Here is a 13,409-nt window from a genome sequence, read left to right as displayed (position 1 = left end):
AACTTTGGAGGTATTTTCTATGCAACAAAAAAAATGGGGCTTTTGGGTACTAACAGCTTTCGTTGTCGGTAACATGGTTGGCGCTGGTATTTTCATGGTGCCAAGTACGTTGGCACAAACAGCAAGCCCTCTCGGTGTCACTTTAGCTTGGTTAACAACAGGGTTTGGTGTTTTAATGCTAGCTCTTGTTTTCGGTAATTTAGCAATTCGTCGTCCTGATTTAACGACAGGACCACAAAGTCATGCATATGCTTTATTCTCAACACCAAAAAAGAAAAAAATGGCTGGTTTCAGTATGGTATGGGGATATTGGGTAGCAAACTGGGCAAGTAACGTTGCCATCATTACATCATTTGCGGGATATTTATCACTCTTCTTCCCAATTATGAAAGATACACGACTACTATTTTCAATCGGTTCTTTTAACATAGAAGTCGGAAAACTAATTACATTTACGATTTGTTCCATCTTACTTTGGGGAACTCATATTATATTAACAAACGGTGTAAGCGGAGCTGGAAAACTAAACTTCTTAGCAACAACAACGAAAGTAACAGGATTCCTTTTATTCATCGTCGTTACGTTATTTGCATTCGAGGCTTCTAAGTTTGGACAATGGTACACACCGATGATCGATAAATCAGGTGTATCACACGGCCTTCTTTCACAAGTAAATTTAGCCGCTCTTACAACACTTTGGGCATTTATCGGAATTGAATCAGCAGTACTTTTATCAAACCGTGCTACCTCTCCTAAAACAGTAAAACGCGCAACAGTTGCGGGATTACTTATTACAGTTGCGATTTACTTAGGAATTACAATTTTAACAATGGGTGTCCTTCACGTTGATAAATTACAAGCTTCTGAACGTCCATTAGCAGACGCATTAAACGCTGCAATGGGGCATGGCGGCGGGAAACTGATGGCATTACTTGCTCTTACTTCCCTATTCGGTTCTATCTTGGGCTGGATTTTATTAAGCTCAGAAGTACCATATCAAGCTGCAAAAGAAGGTTTCTTCCCTTCCTTCTTTACGAAAACAAATAAAAAAGGAAGTCCAATTTACTCATTACGATTAACAAACATTATGTCGCAAGTGTTCTTATTCTCAACACTATCCGGAACAATTGCGGAAGCTTATACATTCGTTATTACCGTATCAACACTAGCCTACCTCATTCCATATCTCGTTTCACCAATCTTCCAGTTAAAACTAGTCGCAACTGGTGAAACATATAAAAATGAAATGCGGGCAAGAATTACAGATGGCATAGTAGCAGTAATCGCACTTTGCTACGCACTATGGGTTATTAAAACCGGCGCATCCGATATAAAAACGTTCCTTCTCGGAATTGGTTTATTCGTAATCGGATTTGCTTTCTATCCATTAATGAATCGTGATGAGAAAAAAAATAACGAAAAGAAAAACGGGCAAGTTGCATAACGCAATTTGTTCGTTTTTTCTTTTGTAAAACATATATAATAGAACAAAGAGGTGAAAAACATGTCAATTGAATCACTATGGAGCAGCCGCTTCCAACAACATATGCAAAATATCATTACATACTTTGCACGTATGATTAACGGTTTACTATATAGCTTTATCTTCGTTGCCTGTATAGGTGCTTACTATTACGCAAAGTTTCTTAAGACAGCTCCTTCTAAAGGACTATCTTTATTACTTATTACAATCGTCCTAACAGCGATTATAACGAGATGTCCTATCCGTACATTTATTCAAAAACCTGATGCTGTCTATTTGCTTGCATTAGAAAAGAAACTAACGTCTTATTTTAAAAAATCTCTTCTATATAATTACATCATTCAGCTTTTCCCATTATTATTTACGTTCCTTATTCTCGTTCCACTTGCCCTGCAATCATTACAATTAACTGTACCTTTCTTATGTACAATCTTTATCGTTTTAATGATTACGAAAGCTTGGAACATGTACATACATTGGATGTGGCGTGATAGCCATGAAAAAAACATATGGTTCATTATTCGTATTGCTTGTAACGCCCTAATCATTTACATGCTATTTTACTCGGCACATGTTCTCATATTAGGCGGATTGCTCTTACTACTTGCTTTCCTACTTCTATACATGAAAAAACAGCCTACAAAACGAATACCATGGGATTACATAATTGAACAAGAAGAAAAAATGAACGTCCGTTTTTATCAATTTGCTAGCATTTTCACCGATGTTCCACAACTAAATAAGCAAGTAAGTAAAAGAAAATGGCTTACAAATTGGATTGAACCTTTATTACATAAAAAACGAGCAACTTTCTTCTATTTACATACACTAGCATTTTTACGTGGGAATGATTATTTCGGTATATATATTCGTTTAGGGTTGATCGGTGCCTTCGCCTTATATTTTATACCAAACATATACGTAAAAGGCGCTATCGCTTACATCGTCCTATATATGATTTCTATGCAGCTCCGTTCCCTATGGAAATATTTTTCGGGAAATATTATTGTAGCATTATATCCAATTGATACTGAGAAACGAATGAATCAATTTCTTCACTTAATCTTTATATTGCTAAGCATTCAACTCATTGTATTTTCAATTGTTATACTCATTGCTACAGGACAATTTTTACATAGCCTTATCATTATGATTGTCGGGTTACTCTGGATCAAATGTATTATTGTACCAAAAACGAAGCAACGCGTTTCCTCGTTTTAACGAAAGGGATTATCATAAAAGCCAAGGAGAAAATAAATTCTCTCCTTGGCGTTTTTATTTTTCCTCCTCAAACAAGAATCATCGGCACAATCGATATTTTATAATTTTACATATAAAAACGATAATACATGTTTACGTCCTAATAAAAAGGGTATGTATTAAATTAACAGGGCAAAGGAGGTGCCTATATTGTGAATAAGAAAATGGAGCAATTGGAACATCACATTACAGATAATCAATGCAAACACGCTTTAACAACAAACCAAGGAGTAAAAATAGCCGAGGATGAATTTTCTTTAAAGATGGGCTTAAGAGGCCCAACCTTAATGGAGGATTTCCACTTTCGCGAGAAAATGACCCACTTTGATCATGAACGAATTCCTGAAAGGATTGTTCATGCGCGCGGAGTTGGCGCACATGGTTATTTTCAGCTTTATGAATCTTTAGAGGCATATACAAAAGCAGATTTCCTTACTAACCCTTCAAAAAAAACACCTGTATTTGTACGGTTCTCGACCGTTCAAGGCTCTAAAGGATCCAATGACACAGTAAGAGATGTGCGCGGATTTGCCACAAAATTTTATACAGATGAAGGTAACTATGATTTAGTAGGTAATAATATGCCAGTATTCTTTATCCAAGATGCTATTAAATTTCCTGATTTTGTACATGCAGTTAAACCAGAGCCACATAATGATATTCCTCAGGGAGCTAGTGCTCATGATACATTTTGGGATTTTGTTGCGCATAATCCCGAGTCTACTCATATGGTTATGTGGCAGATGAGTGATCGCGCAATTCCGCGTAGTTTACGAATGATGGAAGGTTTTGGAGTTCATACATTTCGACTTATTAATAAAGAAGGAAAAGCCCACTTCGTAAAGTTTCACTGGAAACCTACCCTAGGGGTTCATTCATTAGTATGGGATGAGGCTCAAAGGATTGCTGGGAAAAATCCTGATTTCCATCGTCAAGATTTATACGAAGCAATTGAAAAAGGCGATTATCCGGAATGGGAGCTTGGATTACAGTTAATTCCGGAAGAAGATGAGCATGCATTTGATTTTGATATTTTAGATCCAACGAAACTATGGCCTGAAGAAGAAGTTCCTGTAAAACTAGTTGGTAAAATGACACTGAACAAAAATGTTGATAACTTCTTTGCCGAAACGGAACAGGTAGCTTTTCACCCTGGCCATGTCGTACCAGGTATTGATTTTTCAAATGATCCTCTTCTGCAAGGAAGATTGTTCTCCTATACAGATACACAATTATCTCGTTTAGGAGGTCCTAATTTCCACCAAATTCCTATTAACCAGCCTGTATGTCCTTTTCATAATAATCAACGTGATGGTATGCATCAAATGCAGATTCATCGCGGTCAAACAAGCTATCATCCTAATGGCTTAAATAACAATCAACCAGCAACCGTCCAAGCCGAACAGGGCGGATATGAACATTATCAAGAAAAGGTTGATGGACATAAAATTAGGGGGCGCAGTAAAAGCTTCCTTAACTTTTATTCTCAGGCTAAACTTTTCTACAATAGTATGAATGCTATTGAAAAGCAGCACATAAAAGACGCATTTTGCTTTGAAGTTGGGAAGTGCAAATCAGACATGGTGAAGGCAAATGTAATTGCTCTTTTAAACCACGTCGATTGTCAATTAGCAAAGGAAGTCGCTAACATGATTGGAGCTCCCTTGCCTAAGGAAAATCAAGAAATAAATTCGGATGCAAAATCACCTGCACTCAGCATGTCCAATACTATTTTTAAAGCTGATTCCAAAAATGTGGCAATTCTATTAAATGGCGATCCAAGCATTTCCCTTCTGTTCGAATGGATTCAAGCTTTTGCACAGCACCGAATTAACTATGGCATCATAGATAATAAAATTCATCATTTCAATGATTCTATTAAAGTAACGGATACTTATACAACAGCAGACTCCTCACTTTTTGATGCAGTCTTAGTGTTTAGTAGTGAATCTGTCATTAAACCCCCTGTTTTAGAATTTGCAGAAACTACTTTTAAACACTTTAAACCGATAGCCTATGTCCTTAGCGACCCTCATGCTTTAGACCATAGTAAGGTTAAACTGGATGGAGGAGGAGTTTACAACTTAACAGATACTTCAATTGAATCATTTATAGAAGGCATTGCCCAAGGACGATTCTGGAACCGATAATATAATGTAAGGAGCGGATTAGAATGAGTAAAAAAATTGCTACTTTAATAACAGATTATTTCGAGGACACAGAATACACAGAGCCAGCAGAAGCTTTTAAACAAAAGGGATATGAATTAACAACTATTGAAGCAGAAAAAGGTAAAACGGTACACGGTAAACAAGGAAAAAGTGAAGTTGTAATTGATAAAGGTATCGATGATGTTTCTCCAGAGAACTTTGATGCCCTCTTCATACCAGGCGGATTTTCCCCAGATATACTTCGTGCAGATGAACGTTTCGTTCGCTTTAGCAAAGCATTTATGGATGCGAAAAAACCTGTTTTTGCTATTTGTCACGGCCCCCAATTACTCATCACTGCCCAAACGCTTGAAGGACGTGATGTGACTGGATATAAATCCATTTCGGTCGATTTGAAAAATGCCGGCGGAAATTTTCATGACAAAGAGGTTGTCGTATGCCAAAATCAGCTAGTAACAAGTAGACAACCGGAGGATATCCCAGCGTTTATTGAAGAATCATTGCGTATATTAGGATAGTTATTAGAGGTTAACCAAAATAGCTGTTTAGCTACTTTGGTTAACCTTTTTATTTGTATGAAAATTAAAAAGGAATATCATTTTTAATGACCTGTGGATTCCTCCCTTCTTCGTCCCCAAATTTCTAATCACTTTTCATAGGCATTTCTCATATAGTGAAAATGACTATACGATTCCTATCCATAAGTTAAATAATAATTTTACACATATATAAATAAAAAAAGATGGGAGCCTAGCTATGAACAATAATCCACCTTCAACGCCCCCAAATCCAACGGAAACGAATAATAATGAAGTAAGCTTACAAACGTTACGCGTCATTGGGCTTATTGTACTGATTAGTGGCTACATATTAGTAGCTCTTTCTGAAGTAGGAACGTTAAAAAATCTTTTGCTACAGCCTAGTACTACTCCAAATTTAGCTGAAGTTGATCCGTTTTAAAAAGAAAAAACATACCCTTCTTCTTTAAAAAATGTAACAATTGATTCATTCGGCTGGGCAAATTTTGCGAAATTATGGATACAGCCATCCCCGCATTAAATATGGGGATGGCTGTAATTATTAAATGATTTCTTCTAAATGATTCTTCAAGTTCTCTAAATACTTATCAATTGTAGGATTCTTCACCACATCATAACAAGCAAAGCTCTTTAACGGACTCATGCCAAGAAACTTTTGCACGCGGTGTAAATGGCTAAGCGTTGACTCTAAACTTTCCCCTTCAAAGAACTTCGTCTTATCTCCAAATGCCTTTTCAGGTGCATTCCAAGTTGTAGAAAACATATACTGCTTCTCTTTTAATAAACCACCTGTTCCATATTCATCAGCACCTTTAAAGAACAAACCATATTCATATACTTCATCCATATACGTTTTAAATAAGCCCGGTACACTAAACCAGTAAATCGGTGTTTGATAAATCACAACATCCGCCCATAAAAACTTCTCTTGTTCTTCTTTAATACTATAGCCATCTTGAATCGTTGTTGTTTTCACATGATGCTTCTCACTTAATACCGTTACCATATAATCAACTAACGTTCTATTTAATCGTCCTTCTTTCGTACCGTATTTTTCATGTCCATTTATAATAAATATATTTTTCATCACTTTTCTCTCCCCTATTTTATTCCTCGGCTATTAACCCAAGTTGTTGTTTCAGCGTAAGATTATCTTCTAAATGCCAGTCTTCCGTTATCTTTCCGTCTTTCACATGTAAAATATCAATTGCAAAAAAATTGATTTTCTTATCCTTATGCGTTCCTGTAAAAGAAAGACGAGCTGTTACTTTATCACCGACGACTAATAAATCTTCAATCTCGCAATGTATATTAGGAACGACTTTACGAAAATTTTGTGCCGCAAACTTTAATCCTTCAGTGCCTTGTGGTCGCCCTTTCGGCAATGTATTATCGGAAAAATCTTCAGAAACAGTTTGCAGAATAAGTTCCTCCTTACCTGTATCCCAAAATGCATAAAAACGCTGCGCTGCATGAACCATTTCGGTCGCTTCCTTTTTACTTAGTGAGGGATCAATTGTCATCGCTTTTGGCTTTGGCATTTCTTTTAATAACTGGATTTCCGTTTTTTGTTCCCCGCTACATGCTACAAGTACAATACAAACAACAAACAAACTAAGGAATCCAAACAACTTTTTTATCCCCATGAAAATCACCTCCTCCTTCATATAAACCCTTTGTATTTCATATTGCTATTGTATATGCACTAACTTCCTTTATGGAAGTAGTGATATTTTTTTCATATAGTTACCAAAAGTATAGTTTTGTGATACTATAAAGCAAATTCATCCAAAAAAATTTTATGGAGGCTAGTTCCATGAACAATATAGATCCAGTTGAATTAACGAAAGGTTTACCTGGCATACCTTGTCCTATCGCTAAAACACTTGACGTAATTCGTACAAAATGGACGTTTTTAATCATTCGCGACCTTCTTATCGAAGGAACATTACGCTTTAGTGATTTACAAAAATCAATGAATGGGATTAGCCCGAAAACATTATCGCTTCGACTAAAAGAACTAGAATCTCAAGGCATTATAACGAGAAAAGTATATCCAGAAGTTCCGCCTCGTGTAGAGTACACATTAACGGATAAAGGAAAGCAATTAGAGGGGATTTTCATTGAATTAAAACGGTTTGGATTAAGCTTATAAAGTGAAACTTTTATGGGCAGTTGATCCCCCACCTAAATTCTTTGCTTTCAGTGAATTTTGAGGCGGGGGTCTTACTGCCCATTAAAGCGGGATAAAATAAAAACCCCTTACCGTCGTAAGGGGTTTTATTACTTCGCAAAACTTTCAGCTAGCTGTTTCTCTCTCCACATAAATGTAATGCCAAGACCAACTATTAAAACAACTCCTGAAAATGCATATGGATAATGAATATTCATATCAAATAATATTCCGCCCATCGCTGGTCCTGCAATATTTCCTAAACTCGTATAAGTCGAGTTCATACCAGCAACAAATCCTTGCTCTTTTCCAGCTGCTTTTGATAAAAATGTCGTTAAAGCTGGACGAAGCAAATCAAATGCAAGGAAAATAAAGCAAGTAACGAGAAGTACAATCCAATAATTAAAGACTACAGTTGAAACAAACGCTAATACTGCACCTACAATTAAACATATTTGAATCAACACTTTTTCACCGAACATATCAACCAATTTACCAAACATAAATACTTGCACAACTACCCCAAAGATGGAGCTAATCGTAATAATTGCCGCAATATCTTTCGGTGTGAATCCAAACTTATGATCAGAAAATAGACTAAACACAGTTTCATACGCTGATAATCCGAATGCGAGTACAAATACGATAATAAATGCAATTGCATACATTGGATGTAATGATTTCTTTAAATCACCAATAAAACTTGATTCTTTCGTGTTAGCAGAAATCTCTGCAAGTTCTTCTTTCGTTAACGGTTCTTTTAAAATAAAGATCGAAATTACACATGCTATAAAGGCAATTGCTGCTGCAACGAAAAACGGCACACGTATACCGTATTCTGCAATAAATCCGCCAATTCCAGGTCCTATAATAAAACCCGTACTAATCGCTGCTGATAAATACCCCATCGCTTTTGGACGTTCCTGCATAGATGTAATATCCGCAACATATGCCGTAACACCAGGCATAATAAACGCCGCACTAATTCCGCCTAACACCCGTGCTGCATAAAGCATCCAGACATCTTTTCCTAATCCAAAAAGAAGTTCTGAAACACCAAAAATAAATAATCCAATGATGATCATTTTCTTCCTACCGTAAAGATCGACCCACCGGCCTGTAATAGGTGACGTAATGAGCTGAGCCATTGCGAATACTGCAACGAGATATCCCATCGTCTTCCCTGTTAAACTCATGTCATTCATAAAGGACGGCATAACCGGAATGATTAATCCAATCCCTAAAAAAGCGATAAATATATTACTCAAAAGAATGACCAATACCATCTTTTGTTCTTTTATCGGTTTCTTCACTTTTTAACACCTCTTCCCGTAAGTTCCTCAAAAAAATAATGCCCAAGAAGTTTTTTCTTTATCCTGCTATTTGTGGGCTAGTCATGAGTAGAGATGCCCCCACTCATTAGAATTTCACTCTATCCTTCCACACATACATACGCATTAGGTGAATGACTATCATTCAGTTTTCCTCAAAAATGAACCTACCTTTTCAGACAGGTTCATCTTACTACTTCTTTATATGTAGTGCATGCGTTAAAAAATCTAGTACTTCTGCCTTTTGTAGCTCGACTTGCTCATCATCTTTATGGTCATATAAATAAACTTGTTCCGCTGCAGATTCAACAAGAGCGATAAATAACTTAGCCGTTCTTTCCGCGTGAACCGAATCACGAATTTCACCAGCTTCTTTCGCCGCACTTAAAAACTCGCTTAGCCACATATAAAGAGGCTCATACACAGCTTCCCATTCTTTTATATGCTCTGTAGATGCAAGACCCGCATACATTAAAGCTTGTATTTCACGATATTCCGCTATAAAGTGAAACACCGCATCTATTACTTGCGTCACTTTACTTGAGAAAGGCGCATCATTTTGCACTTTTTCTTTCACTGCAAGTATCATCTTTTCAACCATTACTTCTGCTATTGCAGGCATAACAGATAACTTAGAAGGAAAATATAAATAGAAAGTTCCTTGTGCAATGCCAGCCAATTTCACGATATCAGAAATCTTCGTTTTTTCAACGCCCTTTTCCTGAAACACTTCAATAGCTGCATAGACAATTTTTTCTTTTTTATTCATCATCTAAACCCTTTCACACACATATTGAATGACTGTCACTCATTTTATAAGATAATCGATTGTACTGTCAATGATAGTGAACTCTAAGAGGAAATCATTTTTTAATAATAAAAATCTCCTAATAAACCATTAGGAGATAAAATACAATATATCTTTAAGAAAGAGCCTTTAATCCTGTCACTCCGCATACAATAAGAGCCACACTAATGATACGTGCTTTACTTTTCGACTCACCAAACAGGAACATGTTTAATAAAACGGCACCTGCTGTTCCAATACCAATCCAAACCGCATAAGCGACACTTACTTGTAAAAATAAGAAAGATGTATACAAGAATGCGAAGGATGTAGCAAATCCACCTATATAAATTGCACCATTTGCTAACGTTTTATCTTTACTATACATTTTAAGACCAATCACACCGACTATTTCACTAATTGCAGCACAAAATACGAAAAACCAACCCATCTTTAAGCAGCTCCTTCCACAGTTTCTTCTTTATTATCAGCCAGCTTTAAACCGATAACACCGGCTACAACCATCATGATAAAGAATAGTTTCCCTACGCTAAAACTCCCGCCGAAAAGGAATACATCCATTAAGAAAGTACCTACCGTACCAGCTCCGGCAAAAATGGCATATACAGTCCCTGTCGCAAGATGTTCACACGCTTTAGAAAGGAAGTGAAAATCAACAGCGATAACTCCTAAAATAATAATCCAATGCCACCAAGTATCCGCGGTATTAAAACCAAACACCCAAAAAATTTCAAAGATACATGTTAATATGACATATAACCAAGCTCTATTTTTCATACCTCTCACCTCTTATGACTGACTATCAGTCATTTTTGTTTTAAAAAAATATACTCCTTCATCACTAATATATAAACAACTATCATCCTCATTTACCATTTATATTTGTTCCATTGCCAAACTAACTAAATCCTGCCATACGAAAATGACTGAATGTCATTCATATGTATTGTACATGAATATTTTAAAAACTGTCAATACCGAAAGATTATTTAAAATTTCTTTCATCCGATTTGTATATTTCCTAATAACCCGTCAATACTGCTAGTAACATAATATTTTCTCCACTCCCCCTTGGAGAGATCCCTTGAATAGAGCAGTTAGCTTTTGCTAGCTGCTCTTTTTTATTTGCCGGCACACTATGAGATCAAATCCATTTTTATCATAAATAATTAAGAGTCGGATTATGTTTTCTATTTACTTTCCAAAGAGGCCTTATATGCAATAATTTTATTCTCCAGCATCTTTTCTGTAATTACTAAGTTTTCTCTTTGAATCTGAATAGATTTCCTATGATCTTCTAGGAGCTGTAAACGAGCTTCGGTTGTATGCTCCCCTTCTAAATATAATCTAGCGTATTCTCTTATTTTCGCTATTGGCATTTGCGTTTGTTTTAATTTCATTACAAACTGCAACCACTTTATATGCGACTCTGCATACATTCGATTCCCATTTGTATCGCGATTTGCAATTAATATATTTTCCTTTTCATAATAACGTAGTGTATGTGTACTCACTCCTATTAATTTAGCCACCTCGCTAATTGTGTACATACTCTAACTCCCTCCACGTGCTTACCCTCATATATTTTATAGCCTTATCAAATTCATAAAAAACATTTGACTTAGAGTATACTCTAACAAATAAAATCTAACCATAATATATTTATTTGAACTTAGGGGGATTTTATATGAAATACACTGTTATTACTGGTGCAAGTTCTGGAATTGGCTATGAATCGGCTTTAGCCTTTGCAGCTCGCGGAAAGAACTTAATACTTGTAGCTCGAAGACAAGAAGAATTAGACGGATTAAAATTAAAAATTAACGAAATGAATCCAGAATTGGATGTTGTTATTCGAAGAACGGATTTATCTATCACGAAAAATGTTTATAAGCTGTATGAAAGCCTACAAGCCTTTCAAATTGAAACGTGGATTAACAACGCCGGTTTTGGTAATTTCGCCTCCATTGCTGAACAAAATTTAAATAAAATAGAAACGATGTTACATGTAAATATAGAAGCACTAACAATACTCTCCTCTCTTTTCGTTCGAGATTATTCAATGGTTGATGGCACACAACTTATTAACGTTTCATCAGGCGGTGGATACACAATCGTTGCTGATGCTGTTACGTATTGCGCTACGAAATTCTATGTAAGTGCATTTACAGAAGGTTTATCTCACGAATTGAAACAACAAGGTGCAAAACTGCAAGCAAAGGTTTTAGCACCTGGTGCAACTGAAACAGAATTTGCAAAACGTTCATTTGATATTGATGAATTCCAATACGATAATGTTGTACCGAAATTCCACACCGCAAAACAAATGGCACAATTTATGCTTGATCTTTACGAAAGCGATAAAGTTGTAGGGCTTGTCGATGGTTCTACTTATAACTATGAGCTTAAAAATCCCATTTTTAATTTTGCGGTAAGAAAAACGAATTCAAGTTCTTAAATTCCCCTAAAATATAGATGCCCACTATTACGTACATAATAGTGGGCCTTTTTTCTCTGAAAATTTCACCCAACATATCGAATCATCGCCACCTCATCACAATAATCCACCTTTGGACAATGTCTACAATCGATCCATACTTTCTCTGGTAACGCATCTCTATTCACAAAATCAAACCCGCACTTTTGAAAAAATTCCGTTTCATATGTTAAAGAAATGACTCTATTCACTTTTATTTTCGCTGCCTCATTTATTACATGGTTCACTAACATACGCCCGATTCCTTTCCCTGCATATGTATGCGAGACGACTAACGACCGAACTTCTGCAAGGTCCTCCCCTAACACATGTAAACCAGCAACCCCAACAATCTCATCGCTTTCTTTCACAACATATAAACATTGTAAATATTGGTAGAGAGATAAAAGAGAACGTGGTAAAACTACTCCTTCTTTTGCATAAGCTTCAATAAGACTATAAATTTCTTTCACATCACTCGTAACCGCATTAAAGATTTTCATATTATATCCCCTTGTCCCCGATATTAATATTTATAACCTAAATTGAATTTTAATACATAATTTTATATAATAATACATCTCTCTTTTCTCCCCGTCAATCACTTTATACAAACAAAAAACCAAGCAATCTAATCGATGCTCGGTTCCTCATTTCGTATCGGCAATACCGTCGAATATTTAATTTCACGAAGTGCTAAACTCGTCTGTATCCTTGTAATACCAAGCTTATTCAACTTTCGAATAAACTGCTCCAGCTCTTTACGATCACGATTTGCAACTTTTAATAAATAATCATATTCTCCTGTTAAACAGTGACATTCTAACACTTCTGGCATCGCTTCTAATTCTTTCTCCAACACCTCAAGTTTATCCGATTGATGAATATTCGTACTCATAAAAATGAAACATAACAAATCAAAACCAAGCTTTTCTTGATTTAAAATGGCTACTTGCTTATCAATGAACCCTTCTCCATCTAATCTTTTTATTCTCGCATGCATCGCAGCTGGTGATAAATTAACGCGTCGCGCAAGCTCAGCATTACTTACTTGAGACTCCTTCTGCAATATATCTAAAATTTGTACGTCCAAATCATCTAACACTTTAATAACAGACGACTCCATTACAATTCCCCCTTTTACTTACCGATGATTATTCGAAAAAAC

Annotated in this window: 16 protein-coding genes; 7 read left to right on the top strand and 9 right to left on the bottom strand. The window is 36.0% G+C overall.

Going from position 1 to position 13,409, the window contains the following annotated elements:
- The first annotated feature begins 19 nt into the window (after nt 1–19).
- From CER22_RS07255 to CER22_RS07235, 5 genes are all read left to right on the top strand, one after another.
- Nucleotides 20–1,444 (top strand): amino acid permease, encoded by a 1,425-nt coding sequence (locus tag CER22_RS07255; RefSeq protein WP_088062091.1) that lies wholly within the window; start codon nt 20–22, stop codon nt 1,442–1,444.
- Between the two features lie 60 nt (nt 1,445–1,504).
- The gene (locus CER22_RS07250; RefSeq protein ID WP_088608453.1) at nt 1,505–2,704 is read left to right on the top strand and encodes an ABC transporter permease; all 1,200 of its coding nucleotides are present in this window, start codon (nt 1,505–1,507) and stop codon (nt 2,702–2,704) included.
- 191 nt (nt 2,705–2,895) lie between these two features.
- Nucleotides 2,896–4,893 (top strand): catalase, encoded by a 1,998-nt coding sequence (locus CER22_RS07245; RefSeq protein WP_142293436.1) that lies wholly within the window; start codon nt 2,896–2,898, stop codon nt 4,891–4,893.
- Nucleotides 4,894–4,916: 23 nt separating this feature from the next.
- Nucleotides 4,917–5,432 (top strand): type 1 glutamine amidotransferase domain-containing protein, encoded by a 516-nt coding sequence (locus CER22_RS07240; RefSeq protein WP_088062087.1) that lies wholly within the window; start codon nt 4,917–4,919, stop codon nt 5,430–5,432.
- A gap of 238 nt (nt 5,433–5,670) precedes the next feature.
- Entirely contained in the window at nt 5,671–5,874 is a 204-nt protein-coding gene (locus CER22_RS07235) for a hypothetical protein (protein WP_001063864.1), read from the top strand.
- 120 nt (nt 5,875–5,994) lie between these two features.
- Here CER22_RS07235 and CER22_RS07230 read toward each other — a convergent pair whose 3' ends face one another.
- Nucleotides 5,995–6,540, bottom strand: coding sequence for an NAD(P)H-dependent oxidoreductase (locus CER22_RS07230; protein WP_088608519.1), 546 nt, complete (start codon nt 6,538–6,540; stop codon nt 5,995–5,997).
- A gap of 19 nt (nt 6,541–6,559) precedes the next feature.
- Entirely contained in the window at nt 6,560–7,099 is a 540-nt protein-coding gene (locus CER22_RS07225; protein WP_000511566.1) for an ester cyclase, read from the bottom strand.
- 170 nt (nt 7,100–7,269) lie between these two features.
- Between CER22_RS07225 and CER22_RS07220 the strand changes: the two genes are divergently transcribed.
- Complete coding sequence (locus CER22_RS07220; RefSeq protein WP_061113258.1) at nt 7,270–7,608, top strand: winged helix-turn-helix transcriptional regulator; 339 nt, start codon at nt 7,270–7,272, stop codon at nt 7,606–7,608.
- Nucleotides 7,609–7,736: 128 nt separating this feature from the next.
- Here CER22_RS07220 and CER22_RS07215 read toward each other — a convergent pair whose 3' ends face one another.
- From CER22_RS07215 to CER22_RS07195, 5 genes are all read right to left on the bottom strand, one after another.
- Nucleotides 7,737–8,939, bottom strand: a complete 1,203-nt coding sequence (locus tag CER22_RS07215) for an MFS transporter (RefSeq protein ID WP_048545666.1) — start codon at nt 8,937–8,939, stop codon at nt 7,737–7,739.
- A 211-nt stretch (nt 8,940–9,150) separates the two neighbouring features.
- Nucleotides 9,151–9,729, bottom strand: coding sequence for a TetR family transcriptional regulator (locus CER22_RS07210; protein ID WP_001993037.1), 579 nt, complete (start codon nt 9,727–9,729; stop codon nt 9,151–9,153).
- 151 nt (nt 9,730–9,880) lie between these two features.
- Nucleotides 9,881–10,195 (bottom strand): DMT family transporter, encoded by a 315-nt coding sequence (locus tag CER22_RS07205; protein ID WP_000539670.1) that lies wholly within the window; start codon nt 10,193–10,195, stop codon nt 9,881–9,883.
- Between the two features lie 2 nt (nt 10,196–10,197).
- A complete protein-coding gene (locus tag CER22_RS07200) occupies nt 10,198–10,542 on the bottom strand; it encodes a DMT family transporter (RefSeq protein ID WP_048545668.1) in 345 nt (114 codons plus the stop codon).
- 413 nt (nt 10,543–10,955) lie between these two features.
- A complete protein-coding gene (locus tag CER22_RS07195) occupies nt 10,956–11,315 on the bottom strand; it encodes a MerR family transcriptional regulator (protein WP_088062079.1) in 360 nt (119 codons plus the stop codon).
- A 137-nt stretch (nt 11,316–11,452) separates the two neighbouring features.
- Between CER22_RS07195 and CER22_RS07190 the strand changes: the two genes are divergently transcribed.
- Nucleotides 11,453–12,223 carry an SDR family NAD(P)-dependent oxidoreductase gene (locus CER22_RS07190; RefSeq protein ID WP_088062077.1) on the top strand — a complete coding sequence of 257 codons (771 nt, stop codon included), beginning with the start codon at nt 11,453–11,455 and terminating at the stop codon, nt 12,221–12,223.
- 65 nt (nt 12,224–12,288) lie between these two features.
- Here the strand turns inward: CER22_RS07190 and CER22_RS07185 are convergent, their stop codons facing one another.
- A complete protein-coding gene (locus tag CER22_RS07185) occupies nt 12,289–12,744 on the bottom strand; it encodes an N-acetyltransferase (RefSeq protein WP_048545675.1) in 456 nt (151 codons plus the stop codon).
- A gap of 128 nt (nt 12,745–12,872) precedes the next feature.
- Entirely contained in the window at nt 12,873–13,367 is a 495-nt protein-coding gene (locus tag CER22_RS07180) for an Lrp/AsnC family transcriptional regulator (RefSeq protein ID WP_000446106.1), read from the bottom strand.
- Between the last annotated feature and the right edge of the window lie 42 nt (nt 13,368–13,409).

This window comes from Bacillus sp. K2I17 (assembly GCF_002209985.1).
GTDB classification, from domain to species: Bacteria; Bacillota; Bacilli; order Bacillales; family Bacillaceae_G; genus Bacillus_A; species Bacillus_A wiedmannii.
The sequence above is the reverse complement of the archived record's forward strand: the minus strand, read 5'-3'. Positions and strand labels throughout refer to the sequence as shown.